The organism is Amycolatopsis sp. YIM 10 (assembly GCF_009429145.1).
Lineage (GTDB): Bacteria > Actinomycetota > Actinomycetes > Mycobacteriales > Pseudonocardiaceae > Amycolatopsis.
Genome location: NZ_CP045480.1, coordinates 6844888 through 6869571, shown reverse-complemented (window position 1 = coordinate 6869571; position 24684 = coordinate 6844888). Strand labels below are relative to the sequence as shown.

Genomic DNA, 24684 nt, shown 5'->3' with positions numbered 1-24684 from the left:
TGGCTGCCGATGTCTTTAACCATCTGCATGAATCCCTCAGCAGTTGGATTCGTTGACGGGGACCGTCTCGGGGCCGAATGTTCGCAGCGTCGGTTTGTGGGCGTTGATGGCGGCGTGGGCGAGGAGGATGGCGCCGGCGGTCCAGGTGGTCTGCTCCTCGGGCCAGATCGTGTCGGTGCGGTAGTTGTAGCCGGTCCAGTACGCGCCGTTGGCGGTGCGCAGCCGGATGAGGTTGCGCAGCAAGGTGTTCGCGGTATCCGGTTCGCCCGCGACAGCCAGGGTCAAGGCCAGTTCGGCGGTTTCGCCCCCGGTGATCCAAGGTTCGTGGTCGACGCAGCGAACCCCGAAGCCCGGCTCGACGAACCGGCTCCAGTCCTGTGCGAGACGGGTTCGTGCGGCCTCCTCGCGGACGATGCCACCGAGTATGGGGTAGTACCAGTCCATGGCGAGTGGCTTGGGCAGGAAGAGGTGCGGTGCGCCGGTGATCGCATCGGCCAGGCGTTGTTGTGCTGCCTGCCAGTGCGGGCGAGGTGCACCGAGTTCGCCCGCGATCGTGCTGGCCGACCGCAGCGCGTGGTGGATGCTGCAGCAGCCGGTCAGCAGGGTTTCGTCGGCGAGGCGTCCGTCGGGGTGGTAGCGCCAGCGGATGGTGCCGTCGTCTTGTTGCAGGCTCAGGGCGAACTCGATGGCGTTGTCGATGGTGGGCCATAATTCGCCAAGAAAAGAAGTGTCGTTTGTGGACAGATGGTGGTGGAGGGCACCGACAGCGATGTAGGCGGTGAAGTTGGCGTCGCGGCCGCGGTCGCTCGGCGTTCCGGCTCGGTATTCGGCGAACCAGGAGCCGTCGGGGTTCTGGGTGCGTGCGAGCCACCGGTAGGCGGCGGCCGCGGCGCCGTGCAACCCGGCCGCATCCAGGCCCATCGCCGCTTCGACGTGGTCCCACGGGTCGAGTGGACCGTCGGCGAACCAGGGGATCGCGCCGTCGTTCTGCTGGACGGTAACGATGAAATCGGCGGTGGCGGTGAAGTCGATCATTGTGGTTTGCGTGCGTAGACGACCAGGCTCTTGCCCACGACGGCGTCGAGTGCTCGAGCCAGTGCGGGGGTGGGCCACGGGCCGTGGATGATTTCGTGGACCAGCAGATCGTGGTAGTGGCGGACCAGCCGGGTTTCCCGGTCCACGCCGACGAGGCATTTGAGCCACCAGTAGGGCGCGTGCAGGCCGTGGGCGTGGTGGTGGCCGTCGAGTACCAGCCCGGCGCCGGTGATCAGCCGGCGCAGTTCGGTGCGGCGGTAGATGCGGATGTGCCCGCCGGCCACCTGGTGGTAGGGCTTGGACAGCAGCCAGCAGACGCGTTCGGGGAACCAGCGGGGGACGCTCACCGCGAGCCGTCCGCCTGGCACGAGCACGCGGGCGGCCTCGGCGAGCAGGAGTTGGTGCTGGTGGACGTGTTCGAGGATCTCGCTGAGGATCACGTGGGTCATGGACGCGTCGGGAAGGGGCAGGCGGGTTCCGTCGGCGAGGATCGGTGCCGATGGGGCGTCCAGGCCCGTGATGCCCTTGAGCGCTACTTCGTCGAGGTCGACGGCCAGAGCGGTGGCGCCGCGCCGGTGCGCTTCGACGGCGTGGCGCCCGCTGCCGCAGCCGACGTCGAGCACCCGGTCCCCGGGTCCGATGGGGAACCGGGCGAAATCGATGGTCAGCACGCCGACAGCACCGCCGGACGCAGGTGCGAGCGGTAGGCCGCCACCGTGGCTTCGGCGGTGGCACGCCAGGTGAAGCGCGCGGCGCGGGTGACTCCGGCGGCGCCGAGCCTTCGCCGGAGCGCGGTGTCGGACAGCAGGGTTCGCAGGGCTCGCGTCAGCGCGGCGGGATCACCCGGGGCGGCGTGCAGGGCGGCGTGCCCGTCCGGCCCGGTGACTTCGGGCAGCGCCCCGGCGGTGGTACAGACCAGTGGCGTGCCGCAGGCCATGGCTTCCAGCGCGGGCAGGGAGAACCCTTCGTAGCGCGACGGCACGCAGGCCACTTCGGCACTGCTGATCAGGTCGGCGAGTTGCGCATCGGTCAGGCCGCGGTGGAAGCGCACGGGAAGGCCGAGGCGGGCGATCTGCCGGGCGGCCGGGCCGCCGGGGCGGAGCGTGCCCACCACGTGCAGCTCTCCCCGCCACCCGGGCCGCAGCGCCGCCGCCGCGGTGAGCAGGTCGGCGAGGCCCTTGATGGGGGCGTCGGCACTGGCCGTGGTGACGATCCGGCCCGGCACCCGGCCGGTGGACCGGTCCGGCCGGAAGACGGCGGTGTCCACGCCGAGCGGAGTGATGGTGATGCGCTCCGGCGGGATGCCCAGCCAGGCGGACGTGGCGCCGGCGCCGGCCGCCGCGGGGGCGATGAGCTGGGGGATCCGGCGGGCGACGCGCCGCTGCATGTCCAGGAATCGGTACCAGGCAAGGACTTCGCGTTGGCGTTGCGGGCTCGCGCCGTCCAGCTCCCACGCGCGGTCGATGGCTACCGGGTGGTGGATCGTCGCGACCAGCCCAGGCAGGCCGAGCAGCCCGTAACCGAGTCCCTGGTTGTCGTGGATGACGTCGAACGCGTGCCCGCGAAGGTAGTGGCGGGCGCGCAAGGAGAACGCCAGCGGCTCGGTGAACCGCCCGCGTTTGAGTCCGGCGTACTCGATCAACGCGGGCAGCGACCGCAGTTCCCGCGGTTGCGGGGTGCGGAACGGATTCTCGTCCGCGTAGAGATCCAGGCCCGGCAGCGGCGTGAAACGCACCCCGTCACCGAGAACGGGGTAGGGCGGGCCGCCGATGACCTCGACTTCGTGGCCCAGGTCGGCGAGCGCGCGACTGAGGTGGCGGACGTACACGCCCTGGCCACCGCAGGTCGGTTTCCCACGGTAGGACAGCAAAGCCACGCGCAACGGTCGATCGTCAGTCACGGACGGCCTCGGCGGGGTTCACCGCGGCCCGGGATCGCCGAGCCGGTCGCGGATTTCCCGCACCCAGATGCTGTCCGGCCCGAGGACGCGTTCGGCCCGTGGCAGCAGTTCCTGCAGGGACAGGCGCGCCTCGTCCGAGACGCCTTGACGCAGGCGCGACCTCGCTTCGAAATAACTGACCGTGATGGTCTCGGGGTGATCCTCCCCGAACGTGTCGAGCATCTGAGTGAGCAGGCTGCGATAGGAAAAACGTTCGGGGGGGGGGTGCCTGATTTCCTCGGTCCACACCAGAATGTTCAGCCGGGTACGGAGCGTGTCGACGTGGTCCTCGCCCAACACCCGTTCGCGCCGGGCTTCGACTTCGTCCCAGATCGCCAGCGCGGCCTCGGGCTGCTCGGCTTTGGCGGTGGTCAAGGCCAAGTGGTGACGCGCCATGAGCGTTTTCGGGTCGTCCTCACCGAGTTGCCGGGTGTACCGATCGGCGAGGTCGGCGAACAACGCCCGGGCGCCGGGGTGATCTCCGGTTTGGGACGTCCAGTAGCCGAAGTGGTCCTCGACCTCCATCGTGGTGAGATCCTCGGCGCCGAAGGTGTGCCGGGCGTCGTCGACGAGCTCGCGCAGCAGTTCCAGCGCGTGCGTGGCGTCGCCGAGTTCACCGATCGCTCTGGCGTGCCGCGCCCCCGCGCGGAAGGTGAGCGGGTGGGTGGCGCCCAGTTCCCGCCGGATCCGCTTCTCCCAGTCCGACCACAGCCGGACGTTTTCGGCATTGATCAGGGATTGCCGTGCTTCCAGGCAGGCGAAGGCCTCGTCGTGACGGCCTGCCTGCCACAGGTGTTCCGGCTCGGCGCGGCCGGCGTAGCCGTGCACCGGGTCGTCCGGGCGGTGCTGGGTCATCGGGGCGGCCTCCTCGATCGCGTCGGCCAGTGCCGCATGGGCCTGCGGCAGGCTGATCTTCGCGGCCGGCCGAGCCCGCAGGTACTCGGCGAACTTGGCGTGGACCAGGCCGTACTGGTCGGTGCCGTCGATGGCGTGGCCGTGCGTGACGATACCCGTCAGCCGGCTGAGCAGCTCCCGCAAGCGGGACGGCCGCGCGGGGCCGCCGAGGCGCCGTACGGCCCCGTCGAACACGGTGAACGGAATCTTGGCCCCGTCCCGCGCGGTGGCGAGCACGGCCAGCGCCGGCCCCAGTTCTTCCTGCCGGAACAACGTGCCGTCGGTGACAGAATCCAGCGCGGACGCGTAAAAGCCCGCCAGCCCCGCCGGTTCTTCGACCGCGGCCTCCCGGACGGCCACGTCGGCGAGCAGGCTGATCGTCAGCCAGCTACCACCGCTGCGCCGGATCAGCTCGTCCGCCACGTCCGCGGACAGGCCGCGGTTCTGGGCGTAGCGCACCACCGCGTCCGGTTCAGCCGCACCGACCTCGACCACGGCGCACCCGGCAGGCAACTCCGCGCGCTCGCGAGCCGTCACCACCAGCTGAACCCGTGGGAGCGCGGCGAGACCATCGGCGACCCGGCGCATCGGCGGTGCCGTGACGTCGTCCAGGACGATGAGCACCCGCTGGCCCAGCGTCCGAAGCGGTCCGGCCAGCAGGCGCTCCACGGCGTCAGCTCGCTGCCACTCGTCCGTGCCCGCAGTGCGAAACGCCGCTTGTGCCTCGGCGAACCCGGTGACCGTTCCGGCCAGCTGCCGGGCGAGTTCGGTGGCGACCTGCTCGGTCGTGTGAGCCGGCTCGGTGCCCAGCCAGGCGCAGTGGACCCGCCGCTGCTCCGTCCGCCGGGTCAACGCGGTCAGCAGGGCCGTCTTGCCGCACCCGGCCGCTCCGGCGATCCCCACGCTGCGGCCGTCGGCGAGTTCCGCGCGCACCTGCGTCAAGGAGGCGGTCGGCTGGAAATGACGCAGCACCGTGGCCGCGGTGCTGGCGAACACCGTGCCGTCGAGCGCGACCCGGCGCCTGGCCACGGCGGCGTTGTGCGCCAGCCACAGCGTGGGGTCTCCGCTGCCGCGGGTGGCGCCGGTGAAGGCCAGGTGCGCGGTCTGCTGGTGGTGGCACAGCTCGTTCACGGGTTCGCGCACGTCGGCGCAACCGAGCCGGTCGGTCGCCGCGAGACTGCCGTGCTCCATCAGGTAGGTCAGGGACTTGGAGAAACAGCCGCCGAACGCGGGGCCGTCACCGGTCGCGGTGAGCAGCTCGAACCGTCGTTCGCCGCGGCGCAGCACCTCGATCCACTCCTGTCCCGCGGCGTCGGCGGCGCGACCCGACTCGCAGGTGTCCAGCAGCAGGACCAGACCGTCGATGCCCGGATAACGCCGGAAGAGTTCCTTGAACCGCTGGCCGAGCAGGTACGCCGTGCGTGAGTCCGGCAGCTCCGGCGAGTCGGCGGCGAGCAGGTAGTAGTCGTCGCCACTGGTCACGCCGTGACCGGTGAACGCCACGATCAGCGTGGCCTCCTGCCGCGAGGCGGCCTCGAAGGCGTCCTCGATCGCCTTGTCCAGGTCGGCCGCGGACGGATCGTGCAACAGCGACCGGTCCGGCAACGCGGGCGCGCACTGCCCCGGCCGCGGATGCAGCAGCACTTCGTACAGCTCACGGGCCGCGTCGGGCAGGAACGGCAGCGGTGGGCGCGCACCCCAGTTGGAGCCGATCACCAGCAGCAGTCTCCCCGGCATGATCACTACCTTGCTCAACGCGGCTTCCCTGGGCAAGCTGTACCGCGAGGGTCACACCGGGTGAGGGGATGGGGGAGTCGGTGGCGGAAGTTGTGCTCGTCCACGGCATCGGGCAGCAGCAGAAGTCGGCCGAGACCATCGAAAGCCAGTACCTGCCCGGCCTCGCCGGTGGCGTGCGCCTCGGCGGTCGTCCGGCCATCGCCGACCAGCTGTGGCGAGCTGGCCGTCCCGGCGGACTCGAGGCCAGGGTCGCCTTCTACGGCGACTACTTCCTCCGCGCGGACCAGCAAGGAGACGAAACCGAACTGCCGCCGGAAGCAGCCGCGGTCGCCGCACGCCTGACCGTCGAGTGGTCGCGCAACATCGCCGAGCGCGCCAGCGACCCGCGGGAGCGCAAACGAGCCGACGCGGCACTCGAACAAGCCGAAGGGCTGGTCGCCGATCCACAAGGGCTGCGCGCCGGACTGCGGCCGCTGATGAACCTGCTGGCGCGCTTCCGGCCCATCGCGACGCTCGGCGAAGTCACCGCGGGGAAACTGCTGCGCACCGCGATCGTGCAGGTCAGCCGCTACCTCACCGACGACGACCTCCGCGCGGCGGTACAGGCACGCGTCGCCGAACACCTCGGCCCCGAAACACGGGTCCTGATCGGCCACTCGCTGGGCTCGGTCGTCGCCTTCGAAGCCGCACACCGCCTCGGCTTCCGGCTGCCGCTGCTGGTCACCCTCGGCTCACCGCTGGGGCTGCGCAACGTCGTCTACGAGCGCATCCGGCCGCAACCACCGGCAACACCGCCGCAGGTCCGCCGCTGGATCAACGTCGCCGACCGCGACGACCTCGTCGCCGCCGACCTCGACCTGCAACGCCGCTTCACCGGCGCCCACGGCGTCCTCGAAACCACCTACACCGTCGACAACGGCGCCCACCCGCACGAGGCCACCTTCTACCTCACCAAACGCGAAGTCGGCGGCCCAGTCGGCGAAACCCTCGCCGCGCCCGCGCATCGCGACTGACGCGGGCGCACGAGAGCGCGCGCCCGGCGAGGGCGCTGGTAAGGGCGCCGGCGGGGAATTCGGCGCTCTTCACGGCGTCGACGACCGCCTCGCCGTGCTGACGGTCGCACCGGCGCACCCAGCTGGTGCGCACTTTGCCGCGGGTTTCGAAGCGCTGTTCCTCCGCCGGTCCCGCCACCTCCACGAATGCGCAGCGACTGCCCTTCCTCGAGGCGTTCGATGGTGGCGCCGATCGAGGGAAGCGCGGTCTCGTCGCCGACGAGCGGTTGCCACGCGGCACCGGGCTGCCGGTACCAGCCGAGCCTCCCGTCACCGCTGTCGAGCGGCGGCGGCACGACGGGGCTTCGCTGGCCGGGCACCGGGAAGAAAGCCTCAGGACATCAGGCTGCCTCGATCAGCAGCTCGACCAGTTCGACCGGCGTGGTGATCATGCAGTCGTGGCCGGTCGGCAGCTCCCGGACCCGCTCGCCTGCCGGGACGGGGCGCCGGGTGATACCCGCCGGCTCGCCCTCGACGCAGTGGATGTGCGTACGGGGGATCGTGCGCGCGGCCGGGTGGTCCAGCCGGACCGGCTCTCGCAGGCATCGCACCGGCTGGTCTGACAGCATCGAGCGCAACCAGGCGACGTCCTCGGGATCGGTGACGCCGAACAAGCCGAGCGGTGGTGGCTGCTCCGGCATCGGCGGAACCCGCCAGCCGTCGACGGCGAGGTCGATGAGCTGCTTGGTGACGGGAAGGACATCGACCGCGGTTTCGCCGTCTTCGGGAACCATCGCGTCGAGGAACACCAGATGCGCGATCCGCTCCGGGATTCGGTGGGCGACTCCCGAGATGACCATCCCGGCGTAGCTGTGCCCCACGAGCACGACGTCGTCGAGATCCTCGCCTTCGATCAGGCCGGCGACGTCGTCGATGTGGGTGCCGAGCCCGACCTCGGGGCTCAGCAGGTGTGCCTTGTCGCCGTAACCGGTCAGCGACGGGGCGAGCACCCGGTGCCCGGCCGACTCCAGCAGCGGAACCACCCGGTCCCAGCTCCGCCCGCTGTGCCAGGCGCCGTGTACCAACACAAATGTGGCCATGGTCGTGCGGTTCCTCCTCGTGCCTCGGTACCTTTTGGTAACTGAGAACATGCTGATCCACACGACGCGCACCGGGCAATACGGCACTTTCAGGTGCCCCGGTTCTCAGGAGGTAACCATGCAGGACCCGTGCCAGGCCCGCGAAGTCCTCGGAATCGTCGGGGACAAGTGGGCGCTGCTGATCGTGCGCATGCTCAAGGACGGCCCGCGGCGCTTCACCGAGCTCAAGCGGTCCATCGACGGCATCAGCCAGCGCATGCTCACCGTGACGCTGCGCGACCTCGAGCGCGACGGGATCCTGACGCGCACGGTCCGCAACGTCATGCCGCCGCACGTCAGCTACGAGCTGACCACGATGGGCCGGACCTTGCGTGAGGCCACCGCACCGCTGCTCGAGTGGAGCATCACGAACCTGCCGCACATCGACGCCGCCCGCGCGGCGTATGACGACCGCCAGTAGTGCGTTGTCAGGTCATGAGGTGCTGGAACCGGGCCCTGTTGTTGTCTACCGCGCACCTGATACGCCGCATCACGGCGCCGGCGACCCGCGTCGCCGGGCGCGCACGAGGTCCAGGTACTCCTCACCGGCCACGGCGAAGTTCACCCAGCGATCCGGCGCCGCGCCGGCCAGCCGTTCGGCGAGCGCGATCGCCTCTTCCGCGTCAGCGCAGCGCCCGAGTTCGCGCCCCTCGCCGACATGCTCTTCGTCCACCGGGTCCAGGGACGGGAACTCGGCCAGGTCACCGAACCGGTCATCATCAAGGTCCCGCACGGTATGGAGGGAGATCCGGTACTGCCCACTCATCGGGCTGACCGCGATCCACCGCACGGCAGCCACGCCACCGACCTCGGCGACGCCCAGAAACTGCTCGATGCCGCTGCCACGACGCAACGCGCCGATCGTCAGGACGGGCGGGTGCTGCTTGCCCGCTACGTGCCACCGACCGGCGAGACCAACCGGACTCTTCCGGGCGGCAGGGTTGAGCACGGGGAGGATCCGTTCGACGCGGTGATCCGGGAGGTTGCCGAACGCCGTGCCTGGCCCACTTCCGCACCAGAATGTCGGCGTCTTCTACCGGGGCCGGATCACCGGCGGCGAACTCCGGCCCGAGTCGAACGGCGAGACCGCCGAGTCGGTCTGGACGCCGATCCGCGACGTCGCTCACTTGCGAGTCATCGGTGGCACGATGCCGCCGATGAAGGTACACCCCGCTCAGCGAAGCCAAGCGAGATGACGTCAACACCTGGATCCGCACCAGCGGCGAATATGACGCCGTCGTCGACTTCGACCGCGCACTCGCCTCACCCGCCGACCAGGAGCAACTCGACCCGGCCCGAGGGAACTGACTGGCACGTGCGCGGACCTCGACCAGCCTGGCGGTAGCGGGTCAATCCCAGACGACCACGTTGCGGCGCACCGGGGTGCTGTCGCTGTTCGAGGCGAACAGTTCGGGTTTGCGTTCGCGGATGCGTTCGATGTCGGCGAAGACCTCGCGCAGGTGGGTGCGCATGGTGTCGCGGGCGAGGCGGATGTCCCGGGCTGTCACGGCGCGCAGGATCCGCACGTGTTGCCCGGCGAACACCTCGGGCGTGTTGGCCTCGTGCAGCCCCAGCCGCCGGGCGCGGTCGAGGTGCCCCTTCGCCGACACGACCGTCGGCCAGGCCGAGCCGTGTCCGCTGAGGGCGAGCAGGCCCCGGTGGAACATCTCGTCGAGTTCGAAGAAGTCCTCGAGCGCGATGCCCGGCTCTTGCTGCCGCGCCAGGTTGTCTTCCAGTTCCTTGACGATCTCGGGGTCCAGTGACGCCGGAAGGTCTTCCAGTGCGGCGAGTTCGACCGCCTCCCGCAGGAACTGCGCGTCGGCCACCCGCCGCGGGTCGACCCGGGAGACGAACGAGCCCACCTTCGGGAACACCTGCACGAGGCCCTCTTCGGCGAGCAGGATCAGGCTTTCCCGCACCGGGGTGCGGCTCACGCCCAGTGCCGCTGCCAGCTCGTTCTCCGACAGGGGCGACCCCGGGGGCAGTTCCAGCGTCAGCATCCTCCGCCGGAGGGTCTCGTAGACGCGTCGGCGGTTCGTGCGCCCTCGGTCGGTCACCAGCCAACCCTAGCCGACACCCCGGTCCCGCCGGTTGACGTACTTCCCGACCGATGCTTGTATACAAGTACTGGAACACAGGGAAGGTGTCGGACTTGAGCACGATCGAGCGGGCCGAGGTGCTGGTGGCCTCGCCGGGCCGGAACTTCGTCACGCTGCGGCTGACCACCTCCGACGGGGTGACCGGCCTTGGTGACGCGACCCTGAACGGCCGTGAGCTGGCGGTGGCGAGCTACCTGCGCGACCACGTCGTGCCGCTGCTCATCGGCCGCGACCCGGCCCGCATCGAGGACACCTGGCAGTACCTGTACCGCGGGGCCTACTGGCGCCGCGGCCCGGTGACGATGACCGCGATCGCCGCGGTGGACACCGCGCTGTGGGACATCAAGGGCAAGGTCGCCGGACTGCCGGTCTACCAGCTGCTCGGCGGCCGATCCCGCGACGGCGTGCTCGTCTACTCACACGCCAGCGGCACCGACGTCCCGTCGCTGCTGGACGACGTCGCGCGCTTCCGCGACGAGGGCTACCGCGCGATCCGCGCACAGGCCGCCGTGCCCGAGATCGGCGGCAGCTACGGCGTGCGCCGCGGCGCGGTGTACGAGCCGGCCGCCACCTCGCTGCCCGACGAGCAGCCCTGGTCCACCGAGGCGTACCTCGACTTCGCGCCGGCCTACCTGGAAGCCGTGCGCGAAACCCACGGCTTCGGCTTCCACCTCCTGCACGACGTGCACCACCGGCTCACCCCGATCGAGGCGGCGCGCTTCGGCAAGCGGGTCGAGGACTGCCGCCTGTTCTGGATGGAGGATCCGACCCCGGCGGAGAACCAGGAAGCGTTCCGGCTGATCCGGCAGCACACCACCACGCCGGTCGCGGTCGGCGAGAACCTTTCGTCCATTTGGGACGTCCAGCACTTGATCACCGAGCAGCTGATCGACTACGTGCGCACGACCGTGGTGCACGCGGGCGGCATCACGCACCTGCGCCGCATCTTCGACCTGGCCGCCCTGTACCAGGTGCGCACCGGTTCGCACGGCGCGACCGACCTCTCGCCGATCACCCTCGCGGCCGCGGTGCACCTCGACCTCGCCGTGCCGAACTTCGGCATCCAGGAGTACATGCCGCACGTGCCGGAGACCATGGAGGTCTTCCGCGGCGGGGTGTCCTTCGCCGACGGCATGCTGCATCCGTCCGAGGAACCGGGGCTCGGGGTGGACTACGACGACGATGCGGCGGCGCGGTTCCCGTACGAACCCCGCTACCTGCCGGTGGCGCGCCGCCTCGACGGTTCGGTGCACGACTGGTGAGCGCGCGCCTTTCATTGTCCACACTGGATACCGTGGCCGAGCCGAACCGTCCGCTCGTCCGGCCGGGAGACCTCGTGCCGAAGCTTGTCCACTTCGGACTCGGTGCCTTCCATCGCGCCCATCAGGCGGTCTACACCGAAGTCGCGGCCGCGTCGGGGCAGCCGTGGGGGATCGCCGCCGTGGCACCGCGGTCGCCGGAGCCGGTCGACGCCCTGCGTGCCCAGGACGGCCTGTTCTCGGTCACCGATCGCGAGCCAGGTGGAGACCGCACCCGCGTGGTCGGATCGGTGGTCGAGGCGCTGAAGATGGTCCCGGACGCCGCCCGCGTCGACGAATTGCTGACCAGCCCCGAAGTCACCGTGGTGACGCTGACCATCACCGAGAAGGGCTACTGCCGGGACCCCCGCACGGGACGGCTCGACCCCTCGGCTCCCGGAATCGCCGCCGATCTCGCCGGGCGACCCCCGCACAGCGTGCTCGGCAGGCTGGCGACGTCACTGGCGAACCGGTTCCGGTCCAGCGGCGCCCCGGTCAATCTCGTTTCCTGTGACAACGCGGCGGGCAACGGGGTCGCGCTCAAATCCGTGCTCACCGATTTTGTGGCGGCCTCGCCGTGGCCCGACCGCGACGCCGTGCTGGCCTGGGTCGAGGATTCGGTGGCGTTCCCGTCCACGGTCGTCGACCGCATCGTGCCCGCTCCCGCCAAGGCCGACCGGGACACCGCCGAAGCCGCGCTCGGGGTGCGCGACGAGATGGCGGTCGCGGGGGAGCCCTATCGCCAATGGGTCCTCGAGAACACCTTCGTGGCCGCACGGCCGCCATGGGAACTCGATGGCGCGCTGGTCGTTCCCGATGTCACGCCCTACCAGCTGATGAAGCTGCGCCTGCTCAACGGCGCGCATTCCGCGCTGGCGTACTGCGGGCTGGCCGCCGGATGCCGGACGGTCTCCGGCGCCCTCGCCACCACCTGGGGCGAGAAGCTGGTCCGCGGACTCGCCGAGGAAGCCGCGCCCACGCTGCCCGACGCGGACCTCGACGTGCCCGGTTACGCCGACGCGCTGGTCGAACGGTTCGCCAATCCGGCGATCGGACATCGGCTGCGGCAGATCGGCTCGGATGGATCGCTGAAGATCGCCGAGCGCTGGTTCCCCGTGCTGCGCGAACGCGGCGGCGCCGGCGCGGTGCTGGCCACGGCGCTGGCAGCCTGGGCCCACACGACCAGGGAAGGCTTCGGCACCACCGATCCCGCCGCCGCGGAACTCGCCGCCTGCTGGGCGGACGAACCCGGTGACGCGGTGGCGGTGGCCAGGCTGCTGAGGATCGCCGGTGGTGCCGACCTGGCCGACGACCGGGCACTGACCACCGCGGTCGCCGAGCGCCTGCCCGCGGTCCGCGCCGGCCGCATCGACCTGTAGTCCCCGCACCCGTGGAGCAAAGGAGCACACGATGACCGAGAGCACGCCGGTGGCGGAAGGGAGCGCGGCCAGGACGACAAGGGACCTGAGCCGGGCGGCGGTGTCGGGCTGGCTCGGCACGGCCATGGAGTTCATGGACTTCCAGCTCTACTCGCTGGCCGCGGCGATCGTGTTCAACAAGATCTTCTTCCCCGAGGTCAGCCCGGCCATCGGGCTGATCGCCGCGATGGCGACCTACGGGGTCGGTTATGTGGCCCGGCTCGCCGGCGCGGTCTACTTCGGACGGATGGGCGACCGGATCGGGCGCAAGAAGGTCCTGTTCATCACGATCGCGCTGATGGGGGTGTCCACCACGCTGATCGGCGCGCTGCCGTCGTACGCGGTGATCGGCATCGCCGCGCCGATCCTGCTCGTCGCGCTGCGGCTGATCCAGGGTTTCGGCGCGGGCGCGGAGATCGCGGGGGCGACGGTGATGCTGGCCGAGTACGCGCCCGCCCGGCGCCGCGGGCTGATCTCGTCACTGGTGTCGCTCGGCACGAACTCGGGCACGCTCGCCGCGTCCGGTCTGTGGGCCCTGCTGCTGGCGGTGCTGTCCGAGGAGCAGCTCCTGAGCTGGGGCTGGCGGCTGCCGTTCCTGCTGAGCTTCGTCGTGCTGCTGTTCGGGGTGTGGGTCCGCGCCAACCTCAAGGAAAGCCCGGTGTTCGAGGAACGGCCGGACGTCGTCGACGGCGTCGCGCTGTCCCGCAAGGAGATCGAGGAGTCGGGGGCGAGCGCGCTCGAGGAGGGCCTCAAACAGCGCAAGGGCAAGGCGTTCCTGCTGGCGCTGGGCCTGCGCTTCGGGCAGGCGGGCAACTCCGGCCTGGTGCAGACGTTCCTGGTCGGCTACATCGCCACCGAGCTGGCGGTGAACAAGTCCGTGCCGACCGCCGCGATCGTCTACGGCTCCCTGCTCGGGTTCGTCACCATTCCGGTGGTGGGCCTGCTCGGTGACCGGTTCGGCCGCCGTCCGGTCTACTTGGGACTGTCGCTGCTGACCGTGGTGATCGCGGCACCGATGATGCTGACCATCGCCTCCGGCGGCACGGCCGCGCTGACCGTGGCGATGATCGTCGGCCTCAATGTCGGCGTGCTCGGGTTGTTCTCCCTGGAGAGCGTGACGATGGCGGAGCTGTTCGGCTCGCGCACCCGGTTCACCCAGCTCGCCGTGGCCAAGGAGATCGGCGGCATTCTCGCCACCGCGATCGGCCCGGTGCTGGCCGCGTCGCTGACCGCCGTCACCGGGCACTGGTGGCCCGTGGCGGCGATGCTCGCCGCCTACTCGCTCATCACGTTCGTCTCGGCCTACTTCGCGCCCGAGACGCGAGGTCGTGATCTGGTCCGCCTGGAGGACGCCGCATGAAAGCAGCCGTTGTGCACGGGCCGGGTGATCTGCGCGTCGACATCCTGCCGGACCCGGTGCCCGGCACGGGAGAGGTGCTGGTCGCGATGGAATGGGGCGGCATCTGCGGTTCCGACCTGGCGTACTGGCGGCACGGCGCTTCCGGCACCGCGGTTCTCGAACACCCGCTGGTGCTCGGGCACGAGGTTGCCGGGCGGGTGGCGGGAGCCGGTCCCGGGGTGAGCGTCGAGGTGGGCCTGCCGGTCACCGTCCACCCCGCCGAACCCGTCGGCGACACGACCTTGCCGGAGCGGATCGCCGGGCGCACCAACCTGCTGCCGCGCGTGCGCTACTTCGGCTCGGCGGCCCTGAACCCGCACACCGACGGCGGGTTCAGCGAACTGCGGGTCGTGCGTGCCGGGCAGCTGCGGCCACTGCCGGACGGGGTGAGCACCCAGCAGGGCGCACTCGCCGAACCGCTGGCCGTGGCCCTGCACGCGCTCAATCGCGCCGGGACCGTCGGCGGACGCACGGTGCTGGTCAACGGGGCCGGTCCGATCGGCTGCCTGGTCGCGGCCGCGGCGAAGTTCTCCGGTGCCGCCACGGTGATCGTGGCGGATCTCGTGCCGTCGGCGCTGGCGATCGCACGACGGCTCGGCGCCGATCACGTCGTCGATCTCGGTGCGGGTGACGTCCTTCCTGAGGACGTCGAGCTGGTCTTCGAGGCGTCGGGCGCACCCGGCGCCCTCGGGGGCGTGCTGCGGGCCACCGCTCGCGGCGGCACGCTCGTCCAGGTCGGCAATCTGCCGGGGAAACCGGCGACGGCCGTGCTCGGCGACCTGATCACCAGGGAGATCACCTGGGTCGGCTCCTACCGCTTCGTCGACGAAATCACCGACGCCGTGCGCGCGCTGGGCCAAGGGCTGGATGTGTCACCACTGATCACGCACACCTTCGACCTCGATCGCGCCGGTGAGGCGCTGGCCGTCGCGGCCGACCGGACGAGCGGGAGCGGCAAGGTCCTTTTGCGACTGGGAGAGGAGCGGCGATGAACGTGGTGACGCTGGGGGAAACGATGGCACTGCTGTCCACACCGCCCTGGGGCCGGGTGACCGGCGGATCGGCCCTGCCGGTGGGTATCGGGGGAGCGGAGTCCAATGTGGCCATCGGGCTCGCCCGGCTCGGCGTGGGGTCGACGTGGATCAGCCGTGTCGGCGAGGACGCGCTGGGCGAGCTGGTCACCAGGGAGATCCGCGCCGAAGGCGTGCGGGTGCTCGCCGGGACCGACGCCGAAGCACCGACCGGGTTGATGCTCAAGGAGCTGCGTGACGGCAAGCCGCGGCGGGTGCGCTACTACCGGCGTGGCAGCGCCGCCTCGCGACTGTCGCGTTCGGACATCGATCCCGGCGTGATCCAGCGGGCCGACGTGGTGCACCTGACCGGGATCACCGCCGCACTGGGCCCGGGACCACGTGGCGTGCTCCACCACGTCATCGAACTGGCCCGCGACGGCGGGACGCTGGTGTCCTTCGACGTCAACCACCGCGCGACCCTGTGGACCGACGAGGAGGCGAGGCCGGAGCTCGCCGGCCTGGCCGCCGCCGCGGACCTGGTGTTCGCCGGGCCGGAGGAAGCGGCGCTCATCCTTGGCCGTGATCCGTCCGGCGAACCCACTTTCGCCCTCGGCGAGCAGCTGGCGCGTGAGCTGGCGGACACCGGGCGGGGCACCGTCGTGATCAAGCTCGGTGAACTCGGATCCCTGGCACTGGACGATGGCCAGGTGCACCGAGCCGACGCGGTGCCGGTGACCGTGCTCGACCCGGTCGGTGCCGGGGACGCCTTTGTCGCCGGGTACCTCAGCAGCCTGGTCGCCGGGGAACCGGTTTCGGAGCGCCTGCGTACCGGCAACGCCGCGGGCGCGGCGGTGTGCCGGGTCCCCGGCGACTGGGAAGGCCTGCCCTCACGCGAAGATCTGCGCGATCAAACGGCGGTAGAAGTCGTTCGATGAGCCCGCCGGTTTGAACAGCGACAGCCGGAGCTTCCGCTGCTTTGCCGCGACACTGTCCCTGTTGCCCGAGCGGTGCCCCGGCAGGTCTCGGGTCGAGGAGGAACGCGCCGGTCCGGTAGCCGTCGCCACCCCCTGAACGGGTCAATTGCCCGGGCGCTGGTCGCGCTGGGGTTTCGGGAGTGCAACCATCTGGTTCCGGTTGTCCTGATTAGGCCGATGAGTCTAGCTCGCAACGCCGATCGGCGTAACGGTGGAGCCTCGCCGGCCGCCCGGCCGACAGAAGGTGTGCCAGCGATGGCGGAGCGGTTCGATTTCACCCTCGACCCGGTCGAAGTGGACGTACTCGGCCAGGCACTCGGTGTGCCCGCGCGCGTTTTCCCGCTGCGGTTCCCGCTCACCACCGGCGACCCGGCACGGTTGACGGCGCTGGCGGACGAGGTCGAAGCCGGGCTCGCCGGGCGGCGGCTGTCCGTGCGCGGCAGGCTCAACAGCTGGGTGCGCCGGGCGTTCGAGCTGTTCGCCGGGCATCGGGCACTGGTCTCGATCACCGGGATCGACGGGCTCGGCGCGACCATCGCGGTGGCCGGGCTGACCGATGGCGACCAGGCCCTGGGCATCACCCAACTCCCCGACGGCGATCAGCTGGTGTTCTCGTTGTTCTCCGACGAGGAGTTCGTCGAGGTGCTGGCGGGGGTGCTGCCGGTGTTCGCCGGCGCGCCCGGCCCGGTGTTGTCGGTCGAGCGCGGCGCGGACGTGGCGATGTCGGCCATGCGACGGCGGCGTCTGGCCGAGGCCGAGTACGACGACGAGGAAACCGACGCCTTCGGCAACATCGAGCTGCGGGCCAAGGTCCGGCCCGCGCGCTCGGACACCGCGAGCACGCGGGTGCCCGATGAGGATCGGCTCGCCGCGTTGCTGGCAGGCGAACGGCTCGGCGGCGGGCAGATCTCGGTGACCGGCGGGCGGCGCGCGCCGGTGCTGGGGTGGGTCGACACCGCGGCCGGCCGGTACCTGGTGCACGTCGATCCCGGTGCGAACGGCGCGATGTCGGCGCGCTACGTCCCGGCCGGACCAGCCGCGGTCGCCGATGCGGTCGGGGAGGCGGTTGCCCGTGTCTACTGAATCACCCGTGCCGAGAGCTCGAACCCTGCGCGCACTGGCCGAGCAGGGTGGCTTCGCGGTCGACGAGCAGACCGGCGATCGCCTGATCGAGGCGCTCGACGCGGTGGTGCGAATGCTCGAACAGCGTTGGGAACGGTTGCGGTCGATCGAACGGGAACCGCAGCTCGGCACGAGCCCGGCGGCGCGTTACGTGGCCGCCAGGATGGCCGAGACGGCGAACGACGAGCAGGGCCTGCTCACCCGGCTCCAGCGGGCGCGGACCGAGTTCCCCGCCTACGTCGAAGCGATCGAGCTGGCCAAGCGCAACTACGGGGAGCGCGAACTCACGACGCGTGACGTGCTCGGTGCTCCGGATGGTGAGCTCGAAAATGACCGGTGACCACACGTGGACCGAGGAATTCCGGCGACGGCTGGAGCGCGACTCGGTGATCACTCCGCGTCCGCCGGAGTCCGGTGACGGGCTGGAGTTGCGACCGTCCGGTGGTGCGCCGGCGACGGTGTGGGACAACGTCTCGCACGAGGAGATGATCGCGGCGATCTCGACGAACGCGAACCCCGCCGCGGTCGCCGAGGCGGCGGAGGAGTGGATCGGCGTCGGCGACGAGCTGATCCTGCACGAGCGGGCGCTGACCGCGGCGATCGAGGACAGCACGGGGGACTGGCGGGGTGCGGCCGGGGACACCGCCCGACACCAGCTGGCCGAGGTGGGGCGCTGGCTGGACAGTACGGCGCGGGGTGCGCGGTTGACGGGAGGTCAGCAGCGGATCCACGCGGAGGCGCTGGAGGAAACGCGGAAACGCATGGCGGCGAATCCGCCGGTCCGGTTCTCGGCGGCGGAGGCGAATGCGCAGCTGCGGCAGATCACCGATCCGGTCGAATACGCACGGAAAATCGAGGCCGACCGGAAGACCTATGAGGCGCAGCAGGTCGCGCGCGCCGAGGCCGCGCGGATCATGACACAGTTCGACCGATCGCTGGGCGAAACGGTGGCGACACCTGTTTTCGCCGCACCGCCGAAGCTTCCCGGTACCGCTGCCGCTCGTGAGGGCGGTGAGGTCGCGAGGCTGCGGAGCCACGACGCACCGGCCGCCGCCGGTGTCCACAAAGGATCTGATGATCGCATTGGCGCGGCGCCGGACAGCCATCGTGTCGCGGATGTGACCAGCACAGCGGGATTCGCCCCGGCGGCCGCGTCACTGGCCGGTCAGCCGGGTGTGCCGGGCCAGGCGGGTGTGCCGGGCCAGCTGGGGCAGCCAGGTGTACCCGCGCAGCCGAGCATGCCAGGTCAGTCGGGTGTACCAGGTGTGCCAAGCCAGCCGGGTGTGCTGGGTCAGGCGGGTGTCCCGGGTCAGCCGGGTGTGCCGGGTGTGTCCGGTCAGCCGGGCATGCTGGGTCAGCCGGGTGTGCCGGGCGTGCCGGGTGTGTCCGGTCAGCCGGGCGTGCCGGGGCAGCCGACGGGGCCGGATCAGTCCCGTGTGCCAGGCCAGCCAGGTGTGCCGGTGCAGCCGGGCGTGGTGGCTCAGCCGGGTGTGCCGGTGTTGCCCGGCGGGCCACCCGGTCCGCCGGGAGCGCAGCCGTTCACCCAAGCGGCCCATGCCGCTGACGCGTCCGTGAAGCCGGATTCCGCCGCCTCCAGTGCTGCGGCAGGTCGGATTCCCCCGATGCCACCAGGGGAACCGGTGCGGCCGCACGGCCCCGGTGGGATTGTCCAGCCCACTACCGGTCCGAGTCCGGGGTCGGGCGGCGCGGCCCGTGGACGCGTGCGGCGGCGCGGCGACAGTGATGAGCGCCGTTCGCCCGTGCCACAGAACGAAGAACGCGGCGCACCGCCGCCGATGGGCGGGCCGCTCGGGGCGGGGCGCAGGCCGGTCGAGGACGAGGAGTACGGGCTCGCGGACTACCTCGAAGCGGATCCCGAACTCTTCGAGGGTGAACAGGCGATCGCCCCGCCGACCATCGGGGACTGGAAGAACAAGAACTGGAAGTAGCCATGACCGGATTCGAAGTCGTTCCCGACGAACTCACCGCGCACGCCGACCACCTCGACGGGCTGGGCGACCGGTTGGAGACCGCACTGGCCGCCGCGAAGGCGGCGTCGATGCCGGGTGATGCCTACGGTCTGCTCTGCGCCTTCCTGCCACCCGTGGTGAATCCGGTCGGCGAGCGGGGAGTGGCCGCCGTGCAGGCGTCCGGTGAGGCGATGCGGACCACCGCGGCCAACGTGCGCACCGCCGGTGCCGCCTACGCCGTGCGCGAGGAAACCACCGCCAAGCCGTTTCGTGAAGCGATCATCGAGAAAGGACAATGATGACCGGAGCCGATCCCGGCGGCATCACGGCGATGAGCGGTGATCCCGGCGAGGCACTCGCACGCCTCAACGAATGGGCGGGCGGATTCGCCGCCAAGGCCGAGAAGTACGAGGCAGTCGCCAGGCAGACCGAAGAACTGCGACTGAGCGCCACCAGCGCGTCGGGCGCTGTGCGGGTGACCGTGCGCGCGGACGGCAGCGTGACCGATCTCGAGTTCACGCCCAAGGCCCGCACCATCCCGCTGCCCGAACTCGCCTCGCTGATCCTGGCCACCATGCGGGAGGCGCAGTCGGGCATCGCGACACGGGTCGGCGAGGTCATGGCCGGGCAACTCGGCGACGACGATCCGCAGACCAGGGAACTCATGCTGGCCGAACTGCGCGGCCGGTTCCCCGCTCCGGACGAGGAACCGGACGACCACGAGCCGCCCGAGGACCAGGACGGCGAAAACTCGCCTTGGTAGTGCCCTGCCCGCTTAGCCTGAGACGGACCCGGACGTGACCAATCCTCTTGTCGCCACCACTCAGGATTCCACCACCGCGGTGAGCGGCGCGCCGCTGCTGGAATCCGCGTCGGATCTGAAGGCCTCCATCGAAAGCGGGGACTGGGCCGCGGGCGCGCTCGGCGTCGCGGGTGCCGGACTGGACGCGCTCGGCGCGGCCATGGACCCCTTCGGCACCATTCTCTCCCACGGCGTGGGGTGGCTGATGGAACACGTCGGCCCGCTGAAGGACGCGCTGGACGCGCTCGCCGGGGACCCGGCCCAGATCTCGGCGCACGCCGATACGTGGCGGAACGTCGCCGTGGAACTGGGTGCGATCAGCGCCGACCTGACCACGATGGTCACCGCCGACACCGCGGGCTGGACCGGTGCCGCGGCCGACACCTACCGCGCGCGCGGCGCGGACACCACGAAGCTGCTCGCGGCCACGCAGAACGCGGCCGAGGGTGCGGCCGGAGGGGTCCGGACGGCGGGTGAGCTGGTGGCGGCCGTGCGCGGCCTGGTCCGCGACATCATCGCCGAACTGGTCGGCCGGTTGATCAGCTGGGCGTTGCAGGTGCTCGGCACCTTGGGCATCGGCACGGCCTGGGTGGTGCCGCAGGTGGCCCGTGCGGTGGCGAGCACCGCGACGAAGATCGCGGACGTCACCGGCAAGGTGGTCACCGCGCTGGGCGAGCTGGTCCCGCTGCTGAAGCGCACCGGTGACGTCCTGGGCGACGTGTCGGGGGCGCTGCGGCACATCGACGCCGGAGCGAAGACGACACCCCAGGCACTGGACGCCTTGCCGTCGCCGAAGATCGCCGACCTGCCGACGTCCGGCGGCGGTGGCGCGCGGGACGTCCCGTCACCGGACGGCGCGGTGGTGCCGCCGGTCACCGCTGGCGGCACGACGCCCTCATCGGCACCGGGCACGCGCCCGCTGCGGGACCGCGGCAACCCGGCCGAGCACAACATCCCGATCGCGGACCGCACCCTCTGCGCCGATCCGATCGACGTCGCCACCGGCTGGATGGTCCTGGCCCAGTCCGATGCGGAGTTCGCCGGGACCCTGCCGCTCGCGGTTTCGCGCACGCACATCTCGTCGTACCGATTCGGCCGCCTGTTCGGCCCGTCCTGGGCGTCCACTCTGGACCAGCGGCTGGAAGCAGAACCGGACGGATTGCACCTGGCGCTGGCCGACGGCTCGCTGCTGACCTTCCCGGTGCCCGCCGGTACGGGCCCGGTGGTGCCGGACAGCGGGCCGCGCCTGCGCCTGTGGCGGGACGCGAACGGTTACGTGGTCGGCGATCCGGCCACCGACCGGCTGCTGTTCTTCGGCGAGGGGACCGGGCGCACGATGCCGTTGCTGGCCATCGGCGACGCCGACGGCAATCGCGTCGGAATCCGGTACGACGATGCCGGGCTGCCCGTCGAACTGCGGCACTCCGCCGGATACCGGCTGCTGGTGGAGACTTCGGGCGGGCTGGTTACCGCGCTTCGCTTGCCAGGCGCGGAAACCGCGATTGCCAGGTATCACTACGACACGCGGGGACGGCTGGCCGAGGTGGTCGACGCCCAGGGCGTGCCGACGAGGTTCACCTACGACGCCGACGGCCGGATCGTCCGCTGGGAGGATCGCAACGGCCGTTGGTACCGCTACGGTTTCGACGCCACCGGCCGCTGCGTCCGCGCCGAGGGCTCTGGCGGCTACCTGGATTGCGCGCTGGAGTACGACCGGACGAACCTGGTCACCCGGTTCACGGATTCGCTCGGTGCGACCACGCTGTACCAGTTCGACGACCGCCTGCGGGTGGTGGGCGAGGTCGACCCGCTGGGCCATGCGTCCACAGTGGACATGGACGAGTACGGCCGGGTGCGCGGCCGCACGGACGCGCTGGGCCACACCACCACCTACCAGCTCGACGAAGCGGGGAACGTGGTGCGCGTGACGCGGCCCTACGGGGGCGTCGCACTGGCCGAGTACGACGAACGCGACCAGCCGGTGATGCGGACCGGGCCCGACGGGGCGGTCTGGCGCCAGGAGTTCGACACGCGCGGCAAGCTCGTGCGCACCATCGATCCGCTGGGCGCGGTCACCGAATACGAGTACGACGACGCCGGCAATGTCGCCGTGCTCACCGACGCGCTCGGTGGTGTCACCCGGATCGAGCGTAACGCGGCGGGACTGCCGGTCGCCGTCACCGATCCGCTGGGCGCGGTAACCCGGTACGAATACGACGAATTCGGGCGTACCAGCGCGATCATCGATCCGCTCGGCGCGGTGACCAGGATGCGCTGGGCGGCCAACGGGGACCTGCGCGAACGGATCGAGCCGGACGGGTCGACCTGGACATGGAGCGGTACCGCCGAGAGCAACACCGAGCACGCCGTCGACGCGCGCGGCATGGTCACCAGCACCGAGTTCGGCCAGTTCGACCTGCCGATCGCCGAGACCGGGCCGGACGGGCACCGGGTCGCCCGCACCTACGACACCGAACTGCGGCTGGTGGCGGTCACCAACGAGCAGGGCCTGGTGTGGCGCTACACCTACGACGCCGCGGGAAACGTGAGCGGCGAGACCGATTTCAACGGCCGCACCACCCGGTACGGTTACGACGCCGCGAACCGGCTCGTGCTGATCGACCGGGGCGCGGGGGAGACCATCCACCTCGACCGGGATCCGCTGGGCCGCATCGTCTCCCGCCGGGCCGGTACCGAGGTCTCGGTCTTCACCTACGACGGTGCGGACCGGATGATCTCGGCGCGCAACGACACCGCCGAGGTCGTGTTCACCTACGACGCGCTCGGGCGGGTGGTGGCCGAGTCGGTCAACGGCCGCGTGGTGCGCTCCGGCTACGACGCGCTCGGCCGCCGGATCTCGCGCCGAACCCCCTCTGGCGCGGAATCCTCCTTCGGCTACGACGCGGCGGGCCGTCCGGTCGAAGTGCGCACCGGCGGCAGGCTGCTGCGGTTCGGGTACGACGAGTGCGGCCGGGAACTGTCGAGGTGGCTGGACGGCGGCCGATCGGAATTGCGCCAGCACTGGGATCCCCAGAACCGGCTGATCGGGCAGACCCTGTTCAGCGGCGACCGGATCACGCAGCGGCGCGAGTACGCCTACCTCCGCGACGGCCACCTCTCGGCGATCGCCGACGCCATTTCCGGGCCGCGCGCGCTGGAAGTCGACGAGACCGGCCGGGTGCGCACGGTGATCGGGCCCGGCTGCCGGGAGGACTACACCTACGGTCCGTCCGGCGCCATCACGCACGCCCAGTGGCCGGCGCGGCCGGACGTGGCGATCGGGCCACGCCACTACCACGGCACGTTGCTCACCGCCGCTGGGGACACGGTCTACCGGCACGACGCGAACGGCCGCACGGTGCAGCGCCGCTGTCGTGAGCGGACGTGGTCCTACCACTGGAATCCGGACGACCGGCTCACCTCGGTCGGCACGCCGGACGGCTGGTGGTGGGTGTACCAGTACGACGCGCTCGGCCGCCGGATCGCGAAGCAGCGGCTCGACAGCGCCGGCCGGGTCGCCGAGCGCATCGACTTCACCTGGGACGGCCCGGAACTGGCCGAGGAGGTCCGGGCGGGCGTCATCGTGGTGTGGGACATCGAACCCGGCTCCGGGCGGCCGATCGCCCAGCTCGAACGGCACCGGAACGCGCCAGGAGAACGCTTCCACACCATCGTCACCGATCTTGTCGGCTCCCCGGCCGAACTGGTCGACGAGGCGGGTGAAGTGGCGTGGCACCTGCACACCACGCTGTGGGGCAAGGTGCTCGGCGAGCCGGGGCGCGCCTACACCCCGCTGCGCTTCCCCGGCCAGTACCACGACGCGGAAACGGGGCTGCACTACAACTTCTACCGCTACTACGACCCGGACACCGGCCGGTACCTGTCCCACGACCCGCTCGGCCTGGAACCGGCGCCGGATTCGCTGGCCTACGTCGGCAACCCGGCGCACCTGATCGATCCGCTCGGCCTGACCGGGGTGACCCCGTGCCGCGTCGCCGGTGGCGGCAAGCGCCCGCGTGCGGACAGCACCGGCGCTTCCGGGTCGGGCCCGCAGCAACCGAAGAAGGCGAAGGCGAGCTACGACGAAGGCACGCACGGCGCGAAGAACCGGGAGCAGAAGCGGCTGAGCGACCTGTTCGCGAACGAACTCAAGGCACCGGGCGGCCCGGCGAAGCAGAAGGTCAGTGGCGACACCCACCAGTCGGAGCACCCGATCGGTTACGAGGTGCTCGGCAGGGGCAGTGAGGCCAAGCGGGGTGCGGGCGAGCAGCAGAAGCTGCTGGAGAACCACGCCCCGGCCTACCAGGAGGAACTGCGGTCGCACCGGGAGCACATCGGCACCGGCACCAGTTCACGGACCGCGGAGTCCGGTTTCACCGCACAGTCCTATCGGAATTCGCAGCGCAACGCGCTGGAAGCGGGCGACCCGAACACGGCGATCCAGCTCAACCAGCTCGACTACGCGCACCAGAAGACCTTCAAGGACATGACGGGCACGCTCCCGGGAAACATCGCGGACGATTCCTACCACCACATGGTCGACAAGGCCGAAGGCAAGGGTGTCACCTATTCGACGGGCAAGGGCACCAACGAGACCACGCCGCCGCTGAGCGCGCACGACACGAAGGAACTCCACGCCGCTCGTGAGGCCGCCCGTACCGGCAAATTCCCGGAACACAAGACCTACGAACAGGAACTGGCCGAGATCCACGAGCGAACCTACCCGAAGCCCACACAACGCGACTGGGAGGCGCTGGAACGCGGAAACTACGAAAAGCCGGTGTACGACCCGAAGGACACGGACACCGACTGACCTTGGTGTCGAGAACCTGGCCGTGGTGCTCGGCGACACC

General features: G+C 70.9%; 22 protein-coding genes. 14 read left to right on the top strand and 8 right to left on the bottom strand.

The features are described 5' to 3' along the window. Window positions 1–36: 36 nt before the first annotated feature. The 4 genes from YIM_RS32310 to YIM_RS32295 are packed head-to-tail and all read right to left on the bottom strand — an operon-like array spanning window position 37 to window position 5623. Window positions 37–1035: a prenyltransferase gene (locus tag YIM_RS32310; protein WP_153033922.1), complete on the bottom strand. Its 999-nt coding sequence runs from the start codon at window positions 1033–1035 to the stop codon at window positions 37–39. Then, the gene (locus tag YIM_RS32305) at window positions 1032–1706 is read right to left on the bottom strand and encodes a class I SAM-dependent methyltransferase (RefSeq protein ID WP_153033921.1); all 675 of its coding nucleotides are present in this window, start codon (window positions 1704–1706) and stop codon (window positions 1032–1034) included. The genes YIM_RS32310 and YIM_RS32305 overlap by 4 nt, the downstream gene beginning before the upstream one ends. Continuing rightward, window positions 1700–2935: a glycosyltransferase family 4 protein gene (locus YIM_RS32300; RefSeq protein ID WP_153033920.1), complete on the bottom strand. Its 1236-nt coding sequence runs from the start codon at window positions 2933–2935 to the stop codon at window positions 1700–1702. Before YIM_RS32300 ends, YIM_RS32305 begins: the two co-directional genes overlap by 7 nt. Window positions 2936–2953: 18 nt before the next feature. Further along, window positions 2954–5623 carry a tetratricopeptide repeat protein gene (locus tag YIM_RS32295; protein WP_153033919.1) on the bottom strand — a complete coding sequence of 890 codons (2670 nt, stop codon included), beginning with the start codon at window positions 5621–5623 and terminating at the stop codon, window positions 2954–2956. Between the two features lie 50 nt (window positions 5624–5673). Here YIM_RS32295 and YIM_RS32290 point away from each other — a divergent pair, with 50 nt between their 5' ends. Next, the gene (locus YIM_RS32290; protein ID WP_228004140.1) at window positions 5674–6618 is read left to right on the top strand and encodes an alpha/beta fold hydrolase; all 945 of its coding nucleotides are present in this window, start codon (window positions 5674–5676) and stop codon (window positions 6616–6618) included. On the opposite strand, the gene YIM_RS50140 is transcribed toward YIM_RS32290, so the two are convergent. Together YIM_RS50140 and YIM_RS32280 are read right to left on the bottom strand one after the other, a co-directional pair. Further along, entirely contained in the window at window positions 6554–6751 is a 198-nt protein-coding gene (locus YIM_RS50140; RefSeq protein ID WP_370469035.1) for a hypothetical protein, read from the bottom strand. The genes YIM_RS32290 and YIM_RS50140 overlap by 65 nt on opposite strands. A gap of 247 nt (window positions 6752–6998) precedes the next feature. After that, window positions 6999–7697: an alpha/beta fold hydrolase gene (locus YIM_RS32280; RefSeq protein WP_153033918.1), complete on the bottom strand. Its 699-nt coding sequence runs from the start codon at window positions 7695–7697 to the stop codon at window positions 6999–7001. A gap of 118 nt (window positions 7698–7815) precedes the next feature. Between YIM_RS32280 and YIM_RS32275 the strand changes: the two genes are divergently transcribed. Next, window positions 7816–8157 carry a helix-turn-helix domain-containing protein gene (locus YIM_RS32275; RefSeq protein WP_153033917.1) on the top strand — a complete coding sequence of 114 codons (342 nt, stop codon included), beginning with the start codon at window positions 7816–7818 and terminating at the stop codon, window positions 8155–8157. Between the two features lie 69 nt (window positions 8158–8226). Here the strand turns inward: YIM_RS32275 and YIM_RS49875 are convergent, their stop codons facing one another. Continuing rightward, the gene (locus YIM_RS49875; RefSeq protein ID WP_153033916.1) at window positions 8227–8685 is read right to left on the bottom strand and encodes a hypothetical protein; all 459 of its coding nucleotides are present in this window, start codon (window positions 8683–8685) and stop codon (window positions 8227–8229) included. Here YIM_RS49875 and YIM_RS49870 point away from each other — a divergent pair. Beyond that, on the top strand, window positions 8614–9081 hold the full coding sequence (locus tag YIM_RS49870; RefSeq protein WP_228005044.1) for an NUDIX hydrolase: 468 nt from the start codon (window positions 8614–8616) through the stop codon (window positions 9079–9081). The genes YIM_RS49875 and YIM_RS49870 overlap by 72 nt on opposite strands. A gap of 4 nt (window positions 9082–9085) precedes the next feature. Here the strand turns inward: YIM_RS49870 and YIM_RS32265 are convergent, their stop codons facing one another. Continuing rightward, window positions 9086–9793, bottom strand: coding sequence for a GntR family transcriptional regulator (locus tag YIM_RS32265; RefSeq protein ID WP_228004139.1), 708 nt, complete (start codon window positions 9791–9793; stop codon window positions 9086–9088). Window positions 9794–9888: 95 nt separating this feature from the next. Here YIM_RS32265 and manD point away from each other — a divergent pair, with 95 nt between their 5' ends. From manD to YIM_RS32210, 11 genes are all read left to right on the top strand, one after another. Next, window positions 9889–11097, top strand: a complete 1209-nt coding sequence (manD, locus tag YIM_RS32260; RefSeq protein WP_153033914.1) for a D-mannonate dehydratase ManD — start codon at window positions 9889–9891, stop codon at window positions 11095–11097. 32 nt (window positions 11098–11129) lie between these two features. Further along, on the top strand, window positions 11130–12512 hold the full coding sequence (locus YIM_RS32255) for a mannitol dehydrogenase family protein (protein ID WP_228004138.1): 1383 nt from the start codon (window positions 11130–11132) through the stop codon (window positions 12510–12512). 31 nt (window positions 12513–12543) lie between these two features. Next, a complete protein-coding gene (locus YIM_RS32250; RefSeq protein ID WP_153033912.1) occupies window positions 12544–13911 on the top strand; it encodes an MFS transporter in 1368 nt (455 codons plus the stop codon). Beyond that, window positions 13908–14942: an L-idonate 5-dehydrogenase gene (locus YIM_RS32245; protein ID WP_153033911.1), complete on the top strand. Its 1035-nt coding sequence runs from the start codon at window positions 13908–13910 to the stop codon at window positions 14940–14942. Before YIM_RS32250 ends, YIM_RS32245 begins: the two co-directional genes overlap by 4 nt. Beyond that, complete coding sequence (locus YIM_RS32240; RefSeq protein WP_153033910.1) at window positions 14939–15898, top strand: sugar kinase; 960 nt, start codon at window positions 14939–14941, stop codon at window positions 15896–15898. The genes YIM_RS32245 and YIM_RS32240 overlap by 4 nt, the downstream gene beginning before the upstream one ends. A gap of 294 nt (window positions 15899–16192) precedes the next feature. Then, window positions 16193–17020: an ESX secretion-associated protein EspG gene (locus tag YIM_RS32235; RefSeq protein ID WP_153033909.1), complete on the top strand. Its 828-nt coding sequence runs from the start codon at window positions 16193–16195 to the stop codon at window positions 17018–17020. A gap of 7 nt (window positions 17021–17027) precedes the next feature. Beyond that, window positions 17028–17399, top strand: coding sequence for a hypothetical protein (locus YIM_RS32230; protein ID WP_228004137.1), 372 nt, complete (start codon window positions 17028–17030; stop codon window positions 17397–17399). After that, window positions 17389–19008, top strand: a complete 1620-nt coding sequence (locus YIM_RS49865; RefSeq protein WP_194239821.1) for a PPE domain-containing protein — start codon at window positions 17389–17391, stop codon at window positions 19006–19008. Before YIM_RS32230 ends, YIM_RS49865 begins: the two co-directional genes overlap by 11 nt. Window positions 19009–19010: 2 nt before the next feature. Further along, window positions 19011–19328 carry a type VII secretion target gene (locus YIM_RS32220; protein WP_153033906.1) on the top strand — a complete coding sequence of 106 codons (318 nt, stop codon included), beginning with the start codon at window positions 19011–19013 and terminating at the stop codon, window positions 19326–19328. After that, window positions 19325–19792: a YbaB/EbfC family nucleoid-associated protein gene (locus tag YIM_RS32215; RefSeq protein ID WP_228004136.1), complete on the top strand. Its 468-nt coding sequence runs from the start codon at window positions 19325–19327 to the stop codon at window positions 19790–19792. The genes YIM_RS32220 and YIM_RS32215 overlap by 4 nt, the downstream gene beginning before the upstream one ends. A 34-nt stretch (window positions 19793–19826) precedes the next feature. Then, on the top strand, window positions 19827–24644 hold the full coding sequence (locus YIM_RS32210; protein ID WP_153033905.1) for an RHS repeat-associated core domain-containing protein: 4818 nt from the start codon (window positions 19827–19829) through the stop codon (window positions 24642–24644). Window positions 24645–24684: the final 40 nt, after the last annotated feature.

Excerpts from the sequence above, each read along its gene's own strand:
- YIM_RS32310 (WP_153033922.1), bottom strand. The coding sequence starts at position 1,035 with ATGATCGACTTCACCGCCACCGCCGATTTCATCGTTACCGTCCAGCAG.
- YIM_RS32220 (WP_153033906.1), top strand. The coding sequence starts at position 19,011 with ATGACCGGATTCGAAGTCGTTCCCGACGAACTCACCGCGCACGCCGAC.
- YIM_RS32290 (WP_228004140.1), top strand. The coding sequence starts at position 5,674 with ATGGGGGAGTCGGTGGCGGAAGTTGTGCTCGTCCACGGCATCGGGCAG.
- YIM_RS32235 (WP_153033909.1), top strand. The coding sequence starts at position 16,193 with ATGGCGGAGCGGTTCGATTTCACCCTCGACCCGGTCGAAGTGGACGTA.
- YIM_RS32240 (WP_153033910.1), top strand. The coding sequence starts at position 14,939 with ATGAACGTGGTGACGCTGGGGGAAACGATGGCACTGCTGTCCACACCG.
- YIM_RS32245 (WP_153033911.1), top strand. The coding sequence starts at position 13,908 with ATGAAAGCAGCCGTTGTGCACGGGCCGGGTGATCTGCGCGTCGACATC.
- YIM_RS32250 (WP_153033912.1), top strand. The coding sequence starts at position 12,544 with ATGACCGAGAGCACGCCGGTGGCGGAAGGGAGCGCGGCCAGGACGACA.
- YIM_RS49865 (WP_194239821.1), top strand. The coding sequence starts at position 17,389 with ATGACCGGTGACCACACGTGGACCGAGGAATTCCGGCGACGGCTGGAG.
- YIM_RS32215 (WP_228004136.1), top strand. The coding sequence starts at position 19,325 with ATGATGACCGGAGCCGATCCCGGCGGCATCACGGCGATGAGCGGTGAT.
- YIM_RS32275 (WP_153033917.1), top strand. The coding sequence starts at position 7,816 with ATGCAGGACCCGTGCCAGGCCCGCGAAGTCCTCGGAATCGTCGGGGAC.
- YIM_RS32280 (WP_153033918.1), bottom strand. The coding sequence starts at position 7,697 with ATGGCCACATTTGTGTTGGTACACGGCGCCTGGCACAGCGGGCGGAGC.